General features: G+C 72.7%; 16 protein-coding genes. 9 read left to right on the top strand and 7 right to left on the bottom strand.

What is annotated here, in order from left to right:
• Positions 1-67: 67 nt before the first annotated feature.
• Positions 68-1,240, top strand: coding sequence for an acyl-CoA dehydrogenase family protein (locus tag IEY93_RS08815; RefSeq protein ID WP_229690989.1), 1,173 nt, complete (start codon positions 68-70; stop codon positions 1,238-1,240).
• A gap of 186 nt (positions 1,241-1,426) precedes the next feature.
• Here the strand turns inward: IEY93_RS08815 and IEY93_RS08810 are convergent, their stop codons facing one another.
• The 3 genes from IEY93_RS08810 to IEY93_RS08800 form a co-directional block, all read right to left on the bottom strand.
• The gene (locus IEY93_RS08810; RefSeq protein WP_189162489.1) at positions 1,427-1,876 is read right to left on the bottom strand and encodes an ATP-binding protein; all 450 of its coding nucleotides are present in this window, start codon (positions 1,874-1,876) and stop codon (positions 1,427-1,429) included.
• Positions 1,877-2,111: 235 nt separating this feature from the next.
• On the bottom strand, positions 2,112-2,408 hold the full coding sequence (locus tag IEY93_RS08805; RefSeq protein ID WP_189162488.1) for a DUF5302 domain-containing protein: 297 nt from the start codon (positions 2,406-2,408) through the stop codon (positions 2,112-2,114).
• Between the two features lie 318 nt (positions 2,409-2,726).
• Complete coding sequence (locus IEY93_RS08800) at positions 2,727-3,584, bottom strand: DUF4253 domain-containing protein (RefSeq protein ID WP_229690988.1); 858 nt, start codon at positions 3,582-3,584, stop codon at positions 2,727-2,729.
• 216 nt (positions 3,585-3,800) lie between these two features.
• On the opposite strand from IEY93_RS08800, the gene IEY93_RS08795 reads away from it, so the two are divergent.
• Complete coding sequence (locus IEY93_RS08795) at positions 3,801-4,298, top strand: MarR family winged helix-turn-helix transcriptional regulator (RefSeq protein WP_189162487.1); 498 nt, start codon at positions 3,801-3,803, stop codon at positions 4,296-4,298.
• Positions 4,299-4,332: 34 nt separating this feature from the next.
• Positions 4,333-5,571, top strand: a complete 1,239-nt coding sequence (locus IEY93_RS08790) for an MFS transporter (protein ID WP_189162486.1) — start codon at positions 4,333-4,335, stop codon at positions 5,569-5,571.
• A gap of 47 nt (positions 5,572-5,618) precedes the next feature.
• Here IEY93_RS08790 and IEY93_RS08785 read toward each other — a convergent pair whose 3' ends face one another.
• Entirely contained in the window at positions 5,619-7,046 is a 1,428-nt protein-coding gene (locus IEY93_RS08785) for a WGR domain-containing protein (RefSeq protein WP_189162485.1), read from the bottom strand.
• A gap of 151 nt (positions 7,047-7,197) precedes the next feature.
• Here IEY93_RS08785 and IEY93_RS08780 point away from each other — a divergent pair, with 151 nt between their 5' ends.
• Positions 7,198-7,767 (top strand): hemerythrin domain-containing protein, encoded by a 570-nt coding sequence (locus IEY93_RS08780; RefSeq protein ID WP_189162484.1) that lies wholly within the window; start codon positions 7,198-7,200, stop codon positions 7,765-7,767.
• A gap of 38 nt (positions 7,768-7,805) precedes the next feature.
• Here IEY93_RS08780 and IEY93_RS08775 read toward each other — a convergent pair whose 3' ends face one another.
• Positions 7,806-9,362 (bottom strand): penicillin-binding transpeptidase domain-containing protein, encoded by a 1,557-nt coding sequence (locus IEY93_RS08775; protein WP_229690987.1) that lies wholly within the window; start codon positions 9,360-9,362, stop codon positions 7,806-7,808.
• A 105-nt stretch (positions 9,363-9,467) separates the two neighbouring features.
• Between IEY93_RS08775 and IEY93_RS08770 the strand changes: the two genes are divergently transcribed.
• Positions 9,468-10,409, top strand: a complete 942-nt coding sequence (locus IEY93_RS08770; protein ID WP_189162483.1) for a LysR family transcriptional regulator — start codon at positions 9,468-9,470, stop codon at positions 10,407-10,409.
• Positions 10,406-11,386, top strand: coding sequence for a serine hydrolase (locus IEY93_RS08765; RefSeq protein WP_189162482.1), 981 nt, complete (start codon positions 10,406-10,408; stop codon positions 11,384-11,386). Before IEY93_RS08770 ends, IEY93_RS08765 begins: the two co-directional genes overlap by 4 nt.
• Positions 11,387-11,413: 27 nt before the next feature.
• Here IEY93_RS08765 and glpK read toward each other — a convergent pair whose 3' ends face one another.
• The gene (glpK, locus tag IEY93_RS08760) at positions 11,414-12,931 is read right to left on the bottom strand and encodes a glycerol kinase GlpK (RefSeq protein WP_189162481.1); all 1,518 of its coding nucleotides are present in this window, start codon (positions 12,929-12,931) and stop codon (positions 11,414-11,416) included.
• A 52-nt stretch (positions 12,932-12,983) separates the two neighbouring features.
• Positions 12,984-13,841 carry an MIP/aquaporin family protein gene (locus IEY93_RS08755; RefSeq protein ID WP_189162480.1) on the bottom strand — a complete coding sequence of 286 codons (858 nt, stop codon included), beginning with the start codon at positions 13,839-13,841 and terminating at the stop codon, positions 12,984-12,986.
• A gap of 375 nt (positions 13,842-14,216) precedes the next feature.
• Here IEY93_RS08755 and IEY93_RS08750 point away from each other — a divergent pair, with 375 nt between their 5' ends.
• The 3 genes from IEY93_RS08750 (at position 14,217) to IEY93_RS08740 (ending at position 19,740) form a co-directional block, all read left to right on the top strand.
• Positions 14,217-15,461 (top strand): sensor histidine kinase, encoded by a 1,245-nt coding sequence (locus IEY93_RS08750; RefSeq protein ID WP_189162479.1) that lies wholly within the window; start codon positions 14,217-14,219, stop codon positions 15,459-15,461.
• Positions 15,458-16,129: a response regulator transcription factor gene (locus tag IEY93_RS08745; RefSeq protein ID WP_189162478.1), complete on the top strand. Its 672-nt coding sequence runs from the start codon at positions 15,458-15,460 to the stop codon at positions 16,127-16,129. The genes IEY93_RS08750 and IEY93_RS08745 overlap by 4 nt, the downstream gene beginning before the upstream one ends.
• Positions 16,130-16,488: 359 nt before the next feature.
• Positions 16,489-19,740 carry an efflux RND transporter permease subunit gene (locus tag IEY93_RS08740; protein WP_189162477.1) on the top strand — a complete coding sequence of 1,084 codons (3,252 nt, stop codon included), beginning with the start codon at positions 16,489-16,491 and terminating at the stop codon, positions 19,738-19,740.
• The last annotated feature ends 349 nt before the right edge of the window (positions 19,741-20,089 follow it).

The raw sequence follows: 20,089 nt of genomic DNA, 5'->3' as shown, positions 1-20,089 counted from the left end.
GACCTGGGCTGTGATTGGCTGCTGGTAACAGGAGCGGCAGCAGCAGGCACCTCCGCGACCCACGACGGTGAGCGCATTGAACCCTGAAGACTTTCTCGACGTCGATCGCGACCTGTCCGGCGAGGAGCGCGCGATCCGCGACACGGTGCGCGCCTACGGCGACGCCGAACTCCTCCCCCACGTCGCCGACTGGTTCGAGGCCGGCACGATCCCCGACCCGCGGGGGCTGGCCAGGAGCATGGGCAAACTGGGCGTCTTCGGCATGCACCTGACGGGGTACGGCTGCGCGGGCGCGGGCGCGGTGGGCTACGGCGTCGCCTGCCGCGAGCTGGAGGCCGTGGACAGCGGGCTGCGCAGCTTCGTCTCGGTGCAGGGATCGCTGGCCATGACCGCGATCCACCGGTACGGGACGGACGCGCAGAAACAGGAGTGGCTGCCGCGCATGGTGACCGGCGAGGCGCTCGGCTGCTTCGGGCTGACCGAGCCGGACTCCGGCAGCGACCCCGGCTCGATGCGCACCCGCGCCCGCCGCGACGGCGACGACTGGGTGCTCGACGGCACCAAGATGTGGATCACCAACGGCTCGGTGGCCGACGTCGCGATCGTCTGGGCCCGCACCGACGAGGGCATCCGCGGCTTCCTGGTGCCGGCCTCCGCTCCGGGGTTCTCCGCCAACGTGATCCACAAGAAGATCTCACTGCGCGCCTCGATCACCTCCGAGCTGGTGCTCGACGGTGTGCGACTGCCCAAGGAGGCGCTGCTGCCCGGCGCGGAGGGCCTCAAGGCGCCGCTGTCGTGCCTGTCGGAGGCACGGTACGGCATCGTGTGGGGCGCGGCGGGAGCGGCCCGCGCGTGCCTGCTCTCCGCGATCGACTACGCGAAGAGCCGCGTGCAGTTCGACCGGCCGATCGCCGGGTTCCAGCTCACCCAGCGCAAGATCGCCGACATGCTCGTCGACGTCAACCACGCCATGCTGACCGCCCTCAGCATCGGCCGGCTCAAGGACGCGGGGAACGCCCACCACGCCCACGTGAGCTTCGGCAAGCTGGCCAACGTGCGGGCGGCGCAGCGGGTCGCGGCCACCGCGCGGAGCATCCTCGGCGCGAACGGCATCACCCTGGAGTACCCCGTGATGCGGCACATGGTGAACCTGGAGACCGTGGCGACCTACGAGGGCACCGAGGAGGTGCACGCCCTCACCCTCGGCCGCGCCGTCACCGGCCTGGACGCCTTCCGCTGACACCCACCGCCCCGGCGGTGGCCGGCGCGTCCCCGGGGCCTGGACGGAGGTGGGCGGAATGCCGGCACGGCTTGCGCGGGAGGGCGGGCTCCACTCTCGGCGCAAGCCGTGCCGGGTCGCCGAGGCACGCACCGCCCGGTGATCACCATGCCCCGGCGAGACCTCACAGACCCCTGAACCGCGAGGTCAGCCCAGAGGCTCGCCGCCCAGTCCGGCGACGAACCACACGATCTTGCCGCCGCCCTCGGCCTGGACCACGCCCCAGTCGTCGGCGAGCGTGCCGACGATCAGCAGGCCGCGCCCGCAGGTGGCGTCCAGGTCGCCGGGGCCGGCGTGCGGCATGCCGTCGCCGGCGTCGAACACCTCGCCGTACACCCACGTGCCGTCGCTGCCGAGCCGGAGGGAGAACGCCGTCCCGCCGTGCTTGATGGCGTTCGTGGCCAGTTCACTGATGATCAGTGTGCAGTCGTCGGCCAGACGTCCGGTGCCCCAGCGCCGCAGCTCCTGGCTGACCAGAACGCGCGCCGCGCGCACACTTTCTGCTTGTGCGGACAGGATCCACTCGGCCGTCCGTAAAGGAAGGCCATCGAGCACGTCCGGTCCGGTCGTGCTGTTCGCGCGGAAGGTCACGGACACCGGGAACTCCTTAGTGGGAGCGCTCCCACACACATTACGGCAATACGTCAGCAATGTGAATCGCCCGAAACAAGATTGTTTCCCCGTCCATCACGGCACACCGGCCCAGATGGCATGGTGTTATACGGGGCAACGCCGACGGCCGTCAGGAGACGTACCCGATATTCCGGTTATGGACGGCAGCCGACCAGGCAAAACTGGGAGCGCTCCCAAGGCTTCCCGGGCTTCGAGCCGGTCAGCCGCCGCTCTTGCGCCGGAAGGAACGCTTGCCGCCCACCGGGCCGTGCGCACCGTGGATCTTGGAACCGTCACGGCCACGGCCGTTGCCGCCGCCCTCGGCCTGGTTGCGGCGCTTGCGCTCCAGGGCCTCGCGGAACTTGCGCTTGAGCTCGTCGTCAGGAGTCTCGGGACCCGGCACGTCGGCCGTGGCCTCCTGCGCCGCAAGGCCCTCTGGGGCCTTGGTCTCCGGGGTCGCCGCACCCTGGGGGTCTGCGGCCGGTCCTTCGCCCTGCGGCCGCGCGTCGGCACTCATGATGCGGACCTCCTGCTTTCCTGGCGATCAAGCCACGCCCCCGAACGGCGAAGCACCTAAGGCATCATCTCACGCCGCACGCCGCCCTTTCACGGACAAGCCGCATCCCGCGCGGCCCGCCGTGCCGTCCCCGCGATCGCCTCCGGCCGGATGCGGATCCTCTCAAGGGCCGGACCGCCGGACGACCGGGACGGCCCGCGAACAACCCGTCGGCGTCGTCCTCAGCGTCGGCAGCGGCTCGCGCCGCGGTGACGGTATCCGGCGGGCCGGGTGCCATGCGGGACGAACGCTCGCCGCGTCCCGTGGGGCGGCCGGGGGTCAGTCCCACCAGAAGGACCAGGTGTGCCTGCCGCAGAGCTGCTCGGCGTAGTCCAGCAGCGTGCCCGCGCCCTGGATGATGGCGTCCGGGCAGAACGCCCAGTGCTCCGCGGCGACGTGCACGGCGTGCTGGGCGGTCATCGGGGGCGCGGCGACGCTCAGCTCCATCGTGTTGAAGCCCATGCAGACCAACCGCGCGCCGAAGCGGTCCTCCCAGCTTCGCACGACCGCCGCGAGCGGGACGTTCCACTCGTTGTGGTGCAGCGCGCCCTGCCAGCCCATGACGGCGAGCGCGTCGGCGCCGCGGTCGACGGCCGCCAGGCCGACGGGCATGCCCTGCTCGGCGAGCGTCGCGGCGTACCAGTCGGCGACCGCCCCGGGGTCGGCGCGCGGCTCGCCCGGCTCGGCGGGGCCCGGGCAGTGCGGGCCGAACGGGTCGAGGATCTCGATCTGGTCCTCCGCGGCCCGCGCGATCCAGTCGGCCCAGACCTCCTCCATGAAGGCGCCCACGCTGTAGTTGTCGACCTCCTCCGCGGCGTCCGGGGCGATCTGCCCGACCGACCACGGCTGAACCGACTCCTCCAGGAGCACCGGCCAGAGCCCGGAGTGGGGGTGGTCGGCGCGCAGGCGCGCGTACAGGGCGCCGGTGGCCGGCGCCTCGCTGAGCCAGAACGCCGGCCGGCCGCGCGCGGCGGAGGGGAACCGGAGATAGGTGGGGTCGGGCCACACCACCGCCCCGGCCGGGAGCTCGACCGAGAGCGTCCGCGCGCCGCCGCCGTCGCGGAACAGCGGGCGCACGGCGGCGGGCAGCCGCCGACGCTCACATTCGTCCATCTCCACCGTTCCGGCGCCGATCACACCAACAGAATGCCGGACGCCCGAGATGGTAGTGCGAGAAGGATCCGCCACGTCTTCCGTCGTATCGCACAATCGCCCGTCCTGTCGCGCACCCCCGGCCACGTCCCCTACCGTACGGACGCTCCGCCGGTTCGGCATCCCCTCAGCACTGTGGCGATATGGCCGTGCCCGGGGGGCTTGGCCGACAGATACATAACGAGGTGATATAAGTTGCTTATGAATTCGCCGGACGCGAGCGACTCCACCGGTTTCCCCGCGGGTGAGGTGGCCCGGATGCTGGACCGGCTGGCGCGGCTGGTGCTCCGGCTGAACACCCCGGGAGAGCTGTCGCTCACCACCGCCTCGACGCTGGCCACCCTGGACCGGTCGGGCCCGTGCCGGCTGACCGACCTGGCGGCGCGGCAGGGCGTCACCCAGCCCGCAATGACCCAGCTCGTCTCCCGGCTGCAGGAGTCCGGACTGGCCGAGCGGGCCGCCGACCCGCAGGACCGGCGGGTCGTGCTGGTGCGCATCACGGCCGCCGGGCGCGCCGCCCTCGCCGAACGGCGCAGGGCACGCGGTGAGCGCCTGGCCGTGCTGCTCACCGAGCTCGACGAGGCCGAACGGGCCGCGCTCACCGCGGCGCTGCCGGCCATCGACGCGCTGACCCGGCTGCTGCCCGACGACGCCCCCGCCTCGCCCGGCGTCCCCGTTCCCGAACCGAGCCGCCACTGAGCATCCGGCGGCCCCCACCCACGATGGAGCGTTGATGAGTCACTCCCCCAGATCGGGCGCGAGCCCGTTCCGGCAGCCGAAGGCCGTGTTCGCGGTCGCCTTCGCCTGCGTGGTGTCGTTCATGGGCATCGGGCTGGTCGACCCGATCCTGCCCGCGATCTCCCACGACCTGAACGCGACCCCGAGCCAGGTCACCCTGCTGTTCACCAGCTATCTGGTGGTGACCGCCGTCGCCATGCTGATCACCGGATGGGTGTCCAGCCGCATCGGCGCCAAGTACACGCTGATAGCCGGGCTCGTGCTCATCGTGGTGTTCAGCGCGCTCGCGGGCGCCTCGCCCGGCATCGGGTCGATCGTGGGCTTCCGCGCCGGGTGGGGGGTCGGCAACGCGCTGTTCATCGCGACCTCGCTGGCCGTGATCGTCGCCTCGGCCAGCGGCGGCTTCGCGGGCGCGATCATCCTGTACGAGGCCGCGCTCGGGCTCGGCATCGCCGTCGGCCCGCTGCTCGGCGGCCTGCTCGGCCACCTGAGCTGGCGCGGCCCGTTCTACGGGGTGTCCGTGCTGATGGCCGTGGCGTTGATCGCCACGGTCGTGCTGGTGGAGCCCACGCCGCGCCCGGCGCGCAGAACCAGCCTGCTTGACCCGCTGCGCGCCCTCCGGCACCGCGGGCTGCTCACCATGTCGCTGACCGCCCTCTGCTACAACTGGGCGTTCTTCACTGTGCTCGGCTACGCGCCCTTCCCCATGGGCCTCGACGCCATCCAGCTCGGGTTCGTGTTCGCCGGCTGGGGCCTGCTCGTGGCCGTGTTCTCGGTGTTCGGCGCGCCCGTGCTGCAGCGCTGGTTCGGCATCGCGCGCACGCTGTACGCCAACCTGGCGCTGTTCGCCGTGACGGTGCTGGTCATCGCGGTGTGGACGACGCACCCGCCGGTGCTGGTCGCCGCGGTGATCGTGGCCGGGGTGTTCATCGGCGTGAACAACACCGTCACCACGCAGGCGGTGATGACGGTCGCGCCGGTCGAGCGCCCGGTGGCCTCGGCGGCGTACGGGTTCGTGCGGTTCATCGGCGGCGGGCTCGCGCCGTTCGCGGCGGGCAAGCTGGTGGAGCACACCAATGTGCACGTCCCGTTCTACATCGCCACGGGCACGCTGGTGCTCGGCATCCTGATCCTGGCGACGGCGCACGGCCACCTCGCGCAGGCCGAACGCGTCCAGGCCGGCGGCGCCGAGCCCGGCCCTCCGCTCGCCACCGCCGACGCCGCCACCGCCTGAAGCCCACCTTCGGCGGCGCGAGGTGGTCCCGGAGGGCGGAGGCACGGTCACAGCAGGCGGCGGATGTCGCCGTAGGCGCGGTAGAAGCCGCCGCGGCCGGAGGAGCGGACGCCCTCGACCACGTAGCGCGCCCCCACCTCACGCACGCCCTTGGGGAACTGCACGTTCCACGCGGGGTCGTAGCCGGGGCTGAGGACCCGCACCCGCAGGCGGTCGCCCTCGCGGACGCACTCCACCACGACACCCTCGCCGGCCGCGGAGACGCTCTCCAGGACGGCGGAGGGCTGGACGGCGGTCATGGTGGCGGCGGCCTTGACGTCCACCGGCTCCGGGACGCTGCCGCCCTGCGCGGCCCTGATCGCCTCTTCGCTCGCGTCCACGCAGGCCAGCGTTCCGTTGGTGGTCACGATGTACAGCCGGTCGTCCAGGAACTGCATCGAGTAGGCCGAGCCGCAGCCGGTGGCGAGCTTCCACAGCCGGTTGCCGGCCCGGTCGAAGCAGTAGATGGAGGAGTGGTTGTCGCCGGCGAACACGAAGCGCCCGTCGGGGGCCGCGGCGCAGGAGAAGACGGCGCCGTCGCAGCGGTAGGTGGCGCCCACCGCCCCGTCCCGCTTGGCGATGCGGTACACCAGGTTGTGGCTGGTGCCGGCGTACACGTCGTCCTGCTCCTGCCAGCCGAACAGCACCTGCCCCTGGGTGCCGGTGTGCCACACCGGTGTGCCGTCGGCGGCGTCGTAGCGGGCCACGCCGTTGGAATGACCGTGGTAGACGGCGTCCCGGGCGCAGCGCACCATCCAGGCCGAGCTGCCCTGGCCGGTGCGCGACCACTGGAACTCGTCCTCGTGGTCGATGGTGGTCACCCGGCCGGCGACGTCGGAGACGCCGAGTACGCCGTCGCTGATGTCCAGCCAGTAGATGTCGACGTCCTCGGCGATCTCGTAGGCGACCCGGGGCACCTTGCCGCTCAGGTCGTACACCCTGCCGTCGTCGGCGCCGGCGTAGATCCAGAAGTCGTCGGCGACGATGCACTTGACGCCGTCGGGCAGCCGGAACCGGGCGGTGACCGTGCCGTCGTGGGCCAGGGTGTAGACGTCGCCGTTCTGGTTGCCGACCCAGCAGCGCTCCTCGTCCACGAAGATGCCGAACGCGGCGGCGCCGCTGGCGAACCGCCACAGTACGGGGGCCTGGCTGGCGGTGGAGCGGCCGCTCACGATGGTCCGGTGGGTGACGGCGCGTCGCTGCCGCGCGCCGCGCACGGCCGGCGCGTACCCCTTGCGGACCTTCTCCCCGATCTTCTTCGCCGCCGCGGCCTCGGCCTTCTCGGCGGTGGCGAAGGCCGACACCTTGGTCTGGCCCTGCTCGCCGATGCGGCCGTAGGTGATGGCCACCTGGGTGCCGGACACCACCACTTCGTAGAACTTGTGGGCGCTCCCGGCGTCCTCGGACAGCTCCAGATACGTCGTCTGCGGCGGCATGCCGGCATCCCTTCCATGATCGCGGTGGTCGGGAGCGTACGGCAGCCGCCCGACAAAAGCCGCTATATGCCGCGAGAACCATGTTTACCTGCACCAACTCCGGCAACGCCCACAAGGGGGATAGTCGCCGGTCGCACGGGGAGGCGAAGCCATGGCGAACGTGTTCGAGTTCCTGGAGAGGGACCACGCAGAGGTCAAGCGGATGATGGCCGAACTGGAGGAGAGGCCCCCGGCGGAGGGCGAGGAGCACGAGCGGATGCGACGGCGCAAGGAACAGGTGCGCCGGCTCATCAGCGAATCGTCCAAGCACGAGGCGGTCGAGGAGGAGTACTTCTGGCCGGCGGTGCGCAACCTCGTCCCGCACGGCGACGAGCTCGCCGATCACGCGATCAAGCAGGAGCAGCGGGCGAAGTACACGCTCAACGACCTGATCGACTACGAGCCGGGCCGGATCCGCTACGAGGACATGCTGACGGAGTTCATCACCGAGGCCCGCGAGCACATCGCCTACGAGGAGGAGCAGGTGCTGCCGGAGCTGCGCCTGGTCATCAGCCCGGAACGCGCGATGGAGCTCGGCACCAAGATGGAGAAGGCCAAGCGGCTGGCGCCGACCCGCCCGCACCCGCACACGCCGCCGCGGCCGGGCCTGCTCAAGGCCACCGGCCCGCTGGTCGGCGCGGCCGACCGTCTGCGCGACCTGGTGGCGGCCCGCCGTCACTGAGGTCCGGCGCGCCGGAGCTCAGTGGCCACGACCGCCGCTCAGCCGGTGGCCCGGCCGGTCGCAAGGAGGGACAGGAAACGGGCGGCGATGGGGGCCGCGACCGCCGCCCCGGTGCCGCCGCCCTCGACGATGACCGCGAAGGCCAGGTCGCCGCGGTAGCCGATGAACCACGAGTGGGCCGGCGGCGTGCGGCCCGACCCGTACTCCGCGGTGCCCGTCTTGCCGGCCGTGCCGCCGGGGAAGGCGACACCGCTCGCCGTGCCCTCGCTCACCACGGCGGGCATGAGGTCGCGCAGAGCGCGGACCACCGCGGGCTCCAGCTCGCGCGGCTCCGACCCGCCCGCCGGCACCAGTGGCGCGGGGACGAGCCGGGGCTGGCGCCAGGTGCCGTCCGCGATCGCCGCGGCAACGGCGGCCATGTTCAGCGGGCTCGCCAGCACCCGGCCCTGGCCGATCGCCGCCGAGGCCAGGTCGGTGGCGTCGCGAGGCGCGGGGAACGCCGCGCGCACGGCCGGCACACCTGGTGTGATCGGTGCGCCGAACCCGAACTGGCGCGCCACCTCGGCGAGCCGGTCGCCACCGAGACGCTCCACGGCGAGGCCGCCGAAGGTGGTGTTGCACGAGTGGGCGAAGGCGGCCTCCAGCGACAGGCGCCCGAAGTCGTGGAACTCGGCGTTGTGGAAGGCGAACCCGCCGATGGTCAGCTCCGGCGGGCACTCGACCGTGTCCTTGGGCGCCATGCCGCCGGCGACGAGCGCCGAGGCGGTCACCACCTTGAACGTCGAACCCGGCGGGTAGGCGCCGAGCAGGGCGCGGTTGAAGCCGCCGGGCCGGTTGACCGCGGCCAGCACCTCGCCCGTCGAGGGGCGCAGGGCCACCAGCGACGCCGGCTTGTCCACCGCTTCCAGCGCCGCCGCGCCCGCCCGGTGTACCCGCAGGTCGATGGTGGTGCGCAGCGGTGTGCCCGGGACGCGCTCGCCCGTGGCGACGGTCTCGGCGGCGCGGCCGTTCTTGACGATCTCGACCCGGGCCGGCGGCCTGCCCCGCAGGCGGGCCCCGTACCGGGTCTTCAGCCCGTCGACGATCTGGAGCACCGAGCCGGGCGCGGTGGGCGTGTCGACGCGCGTCCCGTCCGCGGCGAGGATCGGCGCGGGCTCGGCCGGCACCTGGGTGATCCTGAAGCGGGCACCGGCGGTCAGGCTCGGGTGGAGGGAGGAGGGCGTGAAGGATACCTTCCATGCGCGCTCGCGCTCGACCAGCCGCAAGCCGCCGGTGTACGTGAAGTCGACCGGGCCGCGCAGGTCGGCGTGGAAGTCCACCGTCGTCGCCGCCTTCCCCTCCCGGACCGCGCCCGGCGTGAAGCGCGCCGAGGTCAGCCGCAGGTCGTCGTGGAAGCGGCGGTACCACTGCTCGAAGCCGGACGGCGGGCCGTCCACCAGGACGCGCATCGCGGCGTGGTCGCCCCTTGACCAGGCGGCCAGGTAACGCGCGGCGGTCTCCCGCGCCGACCCCTCCGTGTGCAGCGCCCACACCACACCGCCCGCCGCGGCGAGCGGCACCAGCACCATGGCGGTGGCGAATGTCAGTCGTCTCATCGTCTCCCCCTTCGAACTGAGGAAGAGGACAGCAGACGGTTAAGCACTATGTCCAATATTGATATCTACGTCCCATTCATACAAATATGGATATGATGGCTGGTGATGGACCTGATCCGGCACTTGCGCTACTTCACCGTGGTCGCCGATGAGCTCCACTTCGGCAACGCGGCGGCGCGCCTCGGTATGGCCCAGCCGCCGCTCAGCCAGCGCATCAAGCGCCTGGAGGACGAACTCGGCGTGCGGCTGTTCGACCGGTCCAGCCGCCAGGTGCGTCTCACCGAGGCGGGACGCCTGCTGCTGGCCGAGGCCCGTGACATCGTCGAGCGCGTCGACGCCATCCCCGTCCTGCTCGCCCGCACCGGCGGCGACGGCGGGTCCCTGCGCGTCGGCGTGCCCGCCGACCTGGGCGGGTCGGCCATCGCCGCGCTGGTCGCCGGGTTCCGCGCGGCCCGCCCCGAGGTCCGTCTCGCACTGATCGAGATGAGCACGGCCGACCAGGTGGCGGCCCTCACGGACGGCGCGCTGGACGGCGGGGTGATCCGCCATCCGGTGGGCGCGCCGAGCCTGCGTTTCGGGCCGGTGCTCGTCCAGCACCCGGGCGTGCTGCTGCCCGAGGACGACCCGCTGGCCGCGTTCTCCTCGGTCCACCTGGCCGACCTGGGGGCGCGGCACTTGGTGATCTTCCCCCGCGAGGCCGAGCCCGGGCTGCACGAGGAGACCCTCGCCGACTGCCGCCGCCACGGGTACGTCCCCGCCGAGGTGCACGCCGGACGGCACTCGCAGTTCACCCTGGGCCTGGTCATGTCCGGCACCGCCGTCGCCTTCGGGCCCCGCGCCGACCAGACGGGCGTCGTGTGGCGTCCGCTGCTGGGCGACCCGCTGGCGTGGCGGGTCTCGATGGCCTGGCAGCGCCCGTCGGAGGCGGTGGAGGAGTTCGGCGAGGTGGTGCTGCGCGTCCTGCGGGAGAATGCCGGGATGGTCCACGAGGGAGCCGCGCCGCCCCGCCCCGTCAGGCCGCGCCCGTCCTCCGGCCTGCTCGCATGACCCCGCACCGGCCCTCGGACGCGGCCTCCCCCGAGGCCCCGCCCCCTGGAACGGCCGCCACCACGCCCGCCGAGACCGCCCCGTCCGCCGGCACACGATCCGGGACCGCCGCCCGCGCCCGCCCGCCGGACCTCACGGCCGTGTTCCGGGCCGGCGGGGTCACCGGGAGCCTGCACGCGACCGACATCGACACCGGGGCGCAGGTGAGCGTCGGCGCGGACGACCCGGTGGTGCTGGCGTCGGTGTTCAAGCTCCCCCTGCTCGTCGAGTTCTACCGGCAGGCCGAGGCGGGGGTGCTCGACCCGGCGCTGCCGTGCCGGGTGGAGCCCGGTGACCGCACGTCGGGCGGCACGGGGCTCGCCGCCATGCTCGACCCGGCCACGCTCTCGCTGCGCGACCTGGCCTACCTGATGATCGCGGTGAGCGACAACGCCGCCGCCGACGTCCTCGCGCGGCACGTCGGGCTGGCGGCGGTGAACGCCATGCTCGGCCGGTTCGGGCTGACGGCCACGCGGGTCGAGCACGACTGCCGCGGGATGCTCGCCGCACTGGAGGCCGACGCCGGGCGGCTGGAGGGGCCACTGCACCCGCGTGACGTCCCGCGCCTTCGCGTGCTCGACCCGGCGCACGGCAACCGCAGCACGCCGCGGGAGATGGCCCGGCTGCTCGGCATGGTCTGGCGGGACGAGGCCGCGGGCCCCGAGGCGTGCGCCGCGATCCGCCGCCTGCTCGGCCTGCAGGTGTGGCCACACCGGCTGGCCTCGGGTTTTCCCTACGACGACGTGGTGGTCAGCGGGAAGACCGGCTCACTGCCGACCCTCCGCAACGAGGTCGGCGTCGTGGAGTACCCCGACGGCGGCCGCTACGCCGTCGCCGTGTTCACCCGCTCGATCGGCACGGCCCAGCACCAGCCCCGCGCCGACGCCGCCATCGGCCTGGCCGCCCGTGCCGCCGTCGACCACCTCCGCACTCTGTGACCCACCTTCGCCATGCGGCGGCGCGGGTCAGCCGACGTCGACCCAGTCGAGGGTGCGCTGCACGGCCTTCTTCCAGCCGGCGTAGCCCTCCTCACGCTGCTCGTCGGTCCACGACGGCAGCCAGCGGCGGTCCTCGTTCCAGTTGTTCTTGAGCTCGTCGGTGGAGGTCCAGAAGCCGAGGGCGAGCCCGGCGGCGTAGGCCGCGCCGAGGGCGGTGGTCTCGGCGACGACCGGCTTGGACACCGGGACGCCGAGGACGTCGGCCTGGATCTGCATGCACAGCTCGTTCGCGGTCACCCCGCCGTCCACGCGCAGCACGTCCAGCCGCACCCCGGAGTCGTTCTCCATCGCCTCGACGACGTCCCGGCTCTGGTAGCAGATCGCCTCCAGCGTGGCCCGGGCGATGTGCGCGTTGGTGTTGTACCGCGACAGGCCGACGATCGCGCCGCGCGCGTCGGAGCGCCAGTACGGGGCGAACAGCCCGGAGAACGCGGGCACGAAGTACACCCCGCCGTTGTCGGTGACCTGCCGGGCCAGCGCCTCGCTCTGCGCGGCCCCGCTGATGATGCCGAGCTGGTCGCGCAGCCACTGGACGGCCGACCCGGTCACGGCGATCGAGCCTTCCAGCGCGTAGACCGGCTTCTCCTGGCCGAACTGGTAGCAGACGGTGGTCAGCAGGCCGTGCCGCGAGCGGACCAGCTCGTTGCCGGTGTTGAGCAGCAGGAAGTTGCCGGTGCCGTAGGTGTTCTTGGCCTCGCCGACGCCGAAGCACACCTGGCCGACGGTGGCCGCCTGCTGGTCGCCGAGGTCGCCGGACAGCGGCACCTCGCCGCCCAGCGGGCCGGTGGCGCGGGTGACGCCGTACAGGTCGGGGTTGGAGGAGGGGCGGATCTCCGGGAGCATCGCACGCGGGACGCCGAAGAACGACAGCAGCTCGTCGTCCCAGTCGAGGGTCTCGAGGTTCATCAGCATCGTGCGGCTGGCGTTGGTCGGGTCGGTGACGTGCACGCCGCCGTCGGGGCCGCCGGTGAGGTTCCACAGCAGCCAGGTGTCGGTGTTGCCGAACACGGCCTCGCCCGCCTCGGCGGCCTCGCGCACCCCCTCGACGTTCTCCAGGATCCACTGGATCTTGCCGCCGGAGAAGTACGTCGCCGGGGGCAGACCGGCCTTGCGGCGGATCACCTCGCCCCGGCCGTCGCGGTCGAGGGCGCTGGCGATGCGGTCGGTGCGGGTGTCCTGCCAGACGATCGCGTTGTAGTAGGGCCGGCCGGTCCTGCGGTTCCACACCACGGCCGTCTCGCGCTGGTTGGTGATGCCGAGCGCCACCAGGTCGGCGGCGCCGAGCCCGGCCTTGCCGAGCGCGGTCTCGATCACCGCGCGGGTGCGCTCCCAAATCTCCACCGGGTTGTGCTCGACCCATCCCGCCTCCGGCAGGATCTGCTGGTGTTCGAGCTGGTGGCGGGAGATCTCGTTGCCACCGTGGTCGAAGATCATGAAGCGGGTGCTCGTCGTGCCCTGGTCGACTGCTCCGACGAAGTCAGCCATGGATGGTCGCCTCCCTCACTGGCCCGCCGGTCGCCGGCGTGGCCGTCCGCCTTCACTCCGCCGGGCCGCCCTGCCGGGCGCCGACCCCGCTTGCCTCGCCCTCGGTGGGCACGGTACCCGGCTCCGGCTCCCCGGTCGCGGGCAGGAACCGCGCGACCAGCGTCTGGTACAGGCCGGCGCCGAGCACGCCGCCGATGAGCGGTGCCACGATGGGCACCCAGAAGTAGAGGTTGCCGTACTGGTCGCGCCAGGCCGTGCCATATCCGGTCAGGAAGGAGGCCAGGCGCGGCCCGAAGTCGCGGGCCGGGTTGATCGCGTACCCGGCGTTGGTGCCCCAGGCCATGCCGATCGCCACCACGATGAGCCCGACCACGAACGGCGCGAGGTTGGCGGCCGGGGCGCTGTTGGCCAGGTCGGTGACGGCGAGCACCAGGAACAGCAGGATCGCCGTGCCGAGCACCTGGTCGCGGAACGCCCCCCACTCGCCGACCGGGAGCACGCCGTTGCCGGGCAGAGTCGAGAACACGCCCTGGGTCTTGATCGTCAGCCCGGGGTCGACCTTGTGCAGCACCTCGGTGTAGTTCCACCGCACCAGCAGCGCGGCGGCGAACGCGCCCGCGGTCTGCGCGAGGGAGTACGGGAGCACCTTGCGCCACGCGAAGCCCTTGAACACCGCGAGGGCGACCGTGACGGCCGGGTTGAGGTGCGCGCCGCTGATGCGGCCCGCCGTGTAGACGGCGAGGGTGACGCCGAGGCCCCAGGCCCAGGCGATGCTGTCGTGGTCACCGATGCCGCCCGCGACGACCTGGGCCACGACGGCCGTGCCGATGAGGATCAGGATGAGCGTGCCGGCGAACTCCGCGGCCAGCTCACCCAGCAGGCTGGGAGATGATCGTTGCGGTCCGGCCATGTCGTCTCCTCACGTGTCGCCGTACGATCCGCCGTTGTTCGCGAGGACCGCCGTGGGAGTGGCGGGCCGCACCGTCGCCACCGTGCGAGGCTGCGACGCGCCGCTGCTCAGGTGGCCTGCAGCAACAGTGCACCCGAACACGCGAAAGCCATGTCCACGAACGGGCAAAGAAAATTTTCCGCACCACTCGCGACTTCCCCGGATTCGTTGGCGACCATCCCGGTCTTCACAGATCACATTTCCCAACTTTGAAGATCTGACACAGGATTTCCACTCCGGGAGAGCGGCCGGGTGACGGCGTACCGCGAGCGCGGTAGACCGGGACGGTCCTCCCGGACGACGAGGACGCCGCGCGGCGGCCGTACGGTTGGGGGCGTGAGTCGCGTGACCCGGCTGCGGGAGGCCGCCCGTTCCCATCCCTACCTGGTGGACACCGCCATCGCCTGCCTGGTCTTCGCGGGCACTCTGCTCAGCCCGCGCGCCGCCCATGTGCGCGACCGCCTGCCGTTCCCGCCGCCCACCGAGGTGGTCCCCCCGTCCACGGCCATGGTCGTGCTCGCGGCGGTGCTGTGCGCGGCGCTGGTCTTCCGGCGGGCCGCGCCCCGCCTGGTCGCCGCGGTGACCGTGGCCGGCTCGGTGGCCCAGCTGATCATCGCGGGCACCCGCGGGCCGCTCGACCTGATCCCCGCCGTCGCGCTGGTCACCCTGGCCGTCCACTCCCCGCGCCAGGTCGCCTGGACGGCGGGCGGCATCGCCGCGCTCGTCCTCGGCGCCACCCGCATCGTGCTGTCGGACGACTCGTGGCTGACCCCGCAGGTGGCCGGGCAGATCGCCTGGATCGGCATGGCCATCGCCGCCGGGGACGCCGTGCGCAGCAGGCGGGCGTACATCGCGGCCATCGAGGAGCGCGCCCGCCGGGCCGAGCAGACCCGCGAGGAGGAGGCCGAGCGGCGGGTCATGGAGGAGCGGCTGCGCATCGCCCGCGAGCTGCACGACGTGCTCGCCCACCACATCGCGCTGATCAACGTGCAGGCCCAGGTCGCCGCGCACGTGCTGGCCGACGAGCGCCAGGCGCGCGAGGCGCTCGGGCACATCAGGCAGGCCGGCCGGGCGGCGCTGGAGGAGCTGCGTACGACGGTGGGGCTGCTGCGCCGGCCCGGCAGCGCCGAGGAGCTGCCCACCGAGCCCGCGCCGGGCCTCGACCGCCTGCCGGAGCTGATCACCTCGTTCACGGCGGCGGGCCTGCCGGTGGACTGCCGGCTGGAGGGCACGCCCCGGCCGCTGCCCTCCCCGGTGGAGCTGACGGCGTTCCGCGTGGTGCAGGAGGCGCTGACCAACGTGAGCAAGCACGCCGGGCCGGCGGTGACCCGGGTGCGCATCGCCTACGGCCCGCACGACCTGACCGTCGAGGTCAGCGACGACGGGCGGGGCTGCCCGCAGCAGGCCGCAGGCCTCTCGAACGGCGCCGCGGGCGATGGTCCGGCCGGCCCCGGCCACGGCCTGGTGGGCATGCGCGAACGGGCCCTGTCGGTGGGCGGCACGTTCAGCGTCGGCCCCTCCCCCGGCCGCGGGTTCCGCGTCCACGCGGTCCTGCCCGCCCCGGCGGCGAGCGGCGCATGACCGTCCGCGTCCTGCTCGCCGACGACCAGATGCTGGTGCGCGCGGGCTTTCGCGTCCTGGTCGACTCCGCGCCCGACCTGTCGGTGGTGGGCGAGGCCGGCAACGGCCAGGACGCCGTGCGGCTGGCCCGCGACACCCGGGCGGACGTGGTGCTGATGGACATCCGGATGCCCGGCATGGACGGCCTGGCCGCCACCCAGGCGATCACCTCCGACCCCGCGCTCGCCGGGGTGCGGGTGCTGGTGCTGACCACCTTCGAGATCGACGAGTACGTCTTCGCCGCGCTGCGGGCCGGGGCGAGCGGCTTTCTGGGCAAGAGCGTCGAGGCCGGTGAGCTGCAGGACGCCATCCGCGTCGTGGCCCGGGGCGACGCCCTGCTCTCCCCGGGCGCGACCAAGGGGCTGATCGCCCGGTTCCTGGCCGAGCCCGGCGTCCAGGTCGAGCACACCCCCGAGGACCTCGCCGTACTGACCGACCGCGAACGCGAGGTGATGACGCTGGTGGCCCGCGGGCTGACCAACGACGAGATCGCCGACCACCTCGGCATCAGCCGGATGACCGCCAAGACGCACGCCAACCGGGCGATGCTCAAACTCGGCGCGCACGACCGCGCCCAGCTCGTGGTCATCGCCTACGAGACCGGCCTGGTGCACCCCCGTCCCCGGTGACCGAGGCCGCCGGCCGTTCCCCGAGTGGTCCGCCTTCCTCGCCGGCCGGCTCCTGACAGGGGCGTGGATGCGAGAAGGATTTCCCGTGCGGGCGGGAGCCCCCTCTCCGTGATCCGCGTACGCCGACCGGGGCCCGCACCGTGGGCGGTACCGTCCTCGGGGGGTAGCCGTGCGGGCGGAGTACGGCGTTCGCGGTAGTCCAAGACCCTCCCCCGGACGGACGGTCCCGCTCCACGCGGCGGGGACCCTTGAAAGGGTGGGCCACCCCCAGCGGCCCCGCCCCTCCACCGACCTATGAGCGGCGCCCCTCCCACAGGCGCCGAGCACCGCCCCCATCTACCCGGAGCAGAAACGGACCGATGTCGTCACTCGCCAGACTGAGCCTCGCCAACCGCGGGTTGGTCGCCCTCATCACGATCGTGGTGGCGGCCTTCGGCCTGTACACCATCCCGGCGCTCAAACAGCAACTCCTGCCGTCCCTGTCCTTCCCCGCCGTCTCGATCGTCGCCGCCTACCCCGGCGCGGCGCCGCAGATCGTCGAGGACCGCGTCACCCGGCCGCTGGAGGACGCCGTCCGCGGCGTGTCCGAGGTGACCGGGGTGAACTCGACCTCCCGCGAGTCCAGCGCCACCGTCCAGATCTCGTTCGACTTCGGCACCGACATCGAGGCCGCGCAGAACCGCGTCCAGCAGGCCGTGAGCCGGGTGGACGCCCAGCTTCCCGACGGGGTGGACCCGCAGGTGGTCACCGGGAGCACCGACGACCTGCCGGTCGTCCAGCTCGCGGTCAGCTCCGCGGGCGACCAGCGGCGGCTGGCCGACAAGCTGTCCGCCGAGGTCGTCCCGGCGCTCAGCGGCGTGGACGGGGTGCGCGATGTGTCGGTCTCCGGCACCCGCGACCAGGTGGTCACCATCGAGCCCGACGAGGACGAGCTGGCCGAGCGCGGCCTGACCCTGTCGTCGATCAGCACGGCGATCCAGTCGGCCGGCACGCCGGTGCCCGCCGGCACCCTCACCCGGTCCGGCAAGTCGCTGACCGTCCAGGTCGGCACCAAGCTGGACTCGGTGCGCGACATCCAGGACCTCTACCTCACCCCGCCGGCCGCGCCCGCTTCCCAGGGGCAGCCGGCCGGGCAGGGACGGCAGCCGGGCGGTCCCGGCGGCGCCGCCGCGCCCGGAGCGTCCGGCGCGGCGCAGGGGACGCGGGCGCCCGCCGCGCCCAAGCCGGTGCGCCTGGGCGACGTGGCCTCGGTCAAGCTGGGCGTCGCCGACTCCACCACGCTGACCCGCACCAACGGCCGGCCCAGCCTCGGGGTCTCGGTCACCATGAAGCCCGACGGCAACGCGGTGGCGATCTCGCACGACGTCCGGGCCAAGCTGCCCGCGCTGGCCACCTCCCTCGGTGACGACACGCGGTTCACCGTCGTGTTCGACCAGGCGCCGTCGGTGGAGCAGGCCATCGAGAGCCTGACCACCGAGGGCCTGCTGGGCCTGGCCATGGCCGTGCTGGTGATCCTGGTCTTCCTGTTCTCGCTGCGCTCCACCATCGTGACCGCGGTGTCCATCCCGCTGTCGGTGCTGATCGCGCTGATCGCGCTGTGGGTGCAGGACTACTCGCTGAACATGCTCACCCTCGGCGCGCTCACCATCGCGATCGGCCGGGTGGTGGACGACTCGATCGTGGTGCTGGAGAACATCAAACGGCACCTGTCGTACGGCGAGGACAAGCGCACGGCCGTGGGGAACGGCGTGCGCGAGGTGGCGGGCGCGGTGACCGCCTCCACCCTCACCACGGTCGCGGTGTTCCTGCCCATCGCGTTCGTCGGCGGCCTGGTGGGCGAGCTGTTCAGCCCGTTCGCGGTCACGGTGACCGTGGCGCTGCTCGCCTCGCTGCTGGTGGCGCTGACCGTCGTCCCGGTGCTGGCGTACTGGTTCATGAAGGCGCCCAAGGGCGGCGACTCCGAGGCCGTACGCCGGGCGGCGGACGAGAAGGAGCGCCGCGGCCTGCTCCAGCGGGCCTACGTCCCGGTGATCCGCTTCGCGACCCGGCACCGGATCATCACGCTCGCCGTCGCTCTGGTGATCTTCGTGGGCACCCTCGGCCTGGTGCCGATGCTGCGCACCAGCTTCATCGAGGACTCCGGGCAGAACACGCTCAGCATCCGGCAGACCTTCCCGGTCAGCACCTCGCTCGCCAGCGCCGACGCCATGGCCAAGAAGGTCGAGCAGGTCGTCGCCGGCACCAGCGAGGTCCAGTCGTACCAGGTCACCGTGGGCGGCGGCAGCGGCGTCGGCTTCGGCGGGCGCGGCATGGGCGGCGGCACCTCACGGGCCAGCCACTCGCTCACCCTGCGCGACGGCGCCGACGCGGGCGCGGTCGAGCGGCGGCTCACCGACCGGTTCGCCGCGATGGACGGCATCGGCGAGGTCACCGTCGGCCAGTCCGGCGGCTTCGGCGGCAACTCGCTCCAGGTCGTGGTGCGGGCCGCCGAGCTCGACACGCTGCGCACCGCCGCGCAGGAGGTCCAGAAGGCCATGGCGGGCGTGCCGGACGTCGCCGAGGTGACCAGCAGCGTGGCCGACACCGCGCCGCGCATCGACGTCTCGGTGGACCGCAAGAAGGCCGCCGCGAAGGGGCTCAGCGAGATCGCCATCGGCCAGGCCGTGGCCCAGGCGTTCCAGGGCAGCAAGGTCACCGAGCTCGCCATGGACGGCAGCACGGCCGACGTCGTGCTGCGCCCGGGACCGGCGCCCGAGTCGCAGACCGACCTGCGCGATCTGAAGATCGCCGGCAAGGTGAAGCTGGACGACGTCGCGACGGTCAAGCAGGTGAACGGCCCGGTCGAGGTCACCCGCATCGACGGCGACCGCAGCGCCACCGTGTCCGGCAAGGCCACCGGCGCCGACCTCGGCGCCACCACCGCCGAGCTGCGCAAGCGCCTGACCGCGCTGAGCCTGCCGGCGGGCGCGTCGTACGAGATCGGCGGGGTCAGCGCCGACCAGGAAGAGGCGTTCGGCAACCTCCTGCTCGCGCTGGTGGCCGCCATCGCGCTGGTGTTCTTCGTCATGGTGGCGACCTTCCGCAGCCTGGTGCAGCCGCTGCTGCTGCTGGTCTCGATCCCGTTCGCGGCGACCGGTGCCATCGGCCTGCTGCTGGTGACCGACACCTCGCTCGGCCTGGCCGCGATGATCGGCATGCTGATGCTCGTCGGCATCGTGGTCACCAACGCCATCGTCCTGATGGACCTGGTCAATCAGTATCGCGAGCAGGGCATGCCGCTGCAGGAGGCGGTCGTCGAGGGCGGCCGGCGACGGTTGCGCCCCATCCTGATGACCGCGCTGGCGACGATCTTCGCGCTGCTGCCCATGGCGCTCGGCATCACCGAAGGCGGCGGCTTCATCTCCCGTCCGCTGGCCATCGTGGTGATCGGCGGCCTGATCAGCTCGACGCTGCTCACCCTGGTCCTGGTGCCCACGCTGTACACCATGGTGGAGAACCGCAAGGAGAAGGCCCGGGCCCGGCGCGACCGCAGGCGCGGCGCGAAGCGGCCCCCCGCTCCCCCGATCGAGGAGGCCCCCGCCCAGCCGGTGACCACCTCCGGCCCCGCCTGAACCCTCCTGGTCTCACTTGACCGGACCGCCGGTCGCCCTCCCGGGCGGCCGGCGGTCGTCATGTGCGGCGGCGCGCTTACCCGGTTCAGCCGGAAACTAACCATTGTCATTTGAAAACCGGGGTTTTAGCGTCTTTACGTACTGATTACCCGAATGTTGCGCGGAGCGCCCGCGGTGGCGCCCCGCCTTTCCGACCGGGAGGTTCCCGCCCCATGGTGAAGCCGCTTGGCGTGCAGCTTTACACCGTGCGTGATCAGGTGAAGGCCGACCGCGACGAGGTGTTGCGGCGCATCGCGAGCATCGGATACGGCGCCGTCGAGGCCTACGACCCCATGGACGACCCCAAGGG

This window comes from Sphaerisporangium melleum (genome assembly GCF_014646695.1).
GTDB classification, from domain to species: Bacteria; Actinomycetota; Actinomycetes; order Streptosporangiales; family Streptosporangiaceae; genus Sphaerisporangium; species Sphaerisporangium melleum.
This window is presented reverse-complemented; position numbering and strand designations above follow the sequence as displayed.

What these genes read in the sequence shown, in the direction of transcription:
- IEY93_RS08805 (WP_189162488.1), bottom strand. Translation starts at nt 2,408, where the DNA reads ATGAGTGCCGACGCGCGGCCGCAGGGCGAAGGACCGGCCGCAGACCCC.
- IEY93_RS08795 (WP_189162487.1), top strand. Translation starts at nt 3,801, where the DNA reads ATGAATTCGCCGGACGCGAGCGACTCCACCGGTTTCCCCGCGGGTGAG.
- IEY93_RS08790 (WP_189162486.1), top strand. Translation starts at nt 4,333, where the DNA reads ATGAGTCACTCCCCCAGATCGGGCGCGAGCCCGTTCCGGCAGCCGAAG.
- IEY93_RS08785 (WP_189162485.1), bottom strand. Translation starts at nt 7,046, where the DNA reads ATGCCGCCGCAGACGACGTATCTGGAGCTGTCCGAGGACGCCGGGAGC.
- IEY93_RS08780 (WP_189162484.1), top strand. Translation starts at nt 7,198, where the DNA reads ATGGCGAACGTGTTCGAGTTCCTGGAGAGGGACCACGCAGAGGTCAAG.
- IEY93_RS08775 (WP_229690987.1), bottom strand. Translation starts at nt 9,362, where the DNA reads ATGAGACGACTGACATTCGCCACCGCCATGGTGCTGGTGCCGCTCGCC.
- IEY93_RS08770 (WP_189162483.1), top strand. Translation starts at nt 9,468, where the DNA reads ATGGACCTGATCCGGCACTTGCGCTACTTCACCGTGGTCGCCGATGAG.
- IEY93_RS08765 (WP_189162482.1), top strand. Translation starts at nt 10,406, where the DNA reads ATGACCCCGCACCGGCCCTCGGACGCGGCCTCCCCCGAGGCCCCGCCC.
- glpK (WP_189162481.1), bottom strand. Translation starts at nt 12,931, where the DNA reads ATGGCTGACTTCGTCGGAGCAGTCGACCAGGGCACGACGAGCACCCGC.
- IEY93_RS08755 (WP_189162480.1), bottom strand. Translation starts at nt 13,841, where the DNA reads ATGGCCGGACCGCAACGATCATCTCCCAGCCTGCTGGGTGAGCTGGCC.
- IEY93_RS08745 (WP_189162478.1), top strand. Translation starts at nt 15,458, where the DNA reads ATGACCGTCCGCGTCCTGCTCGCCGACGACCAGATGCTGGTGCGCGCG.
- IEY93_RS08740 (WP_189162477.1), top strand. Translation starts at nt 16,489, where the DNA reads ATGTCGTCACTCGCCAGACTGAGCCTCGCCAACCGCGGGTTGGTCGCC.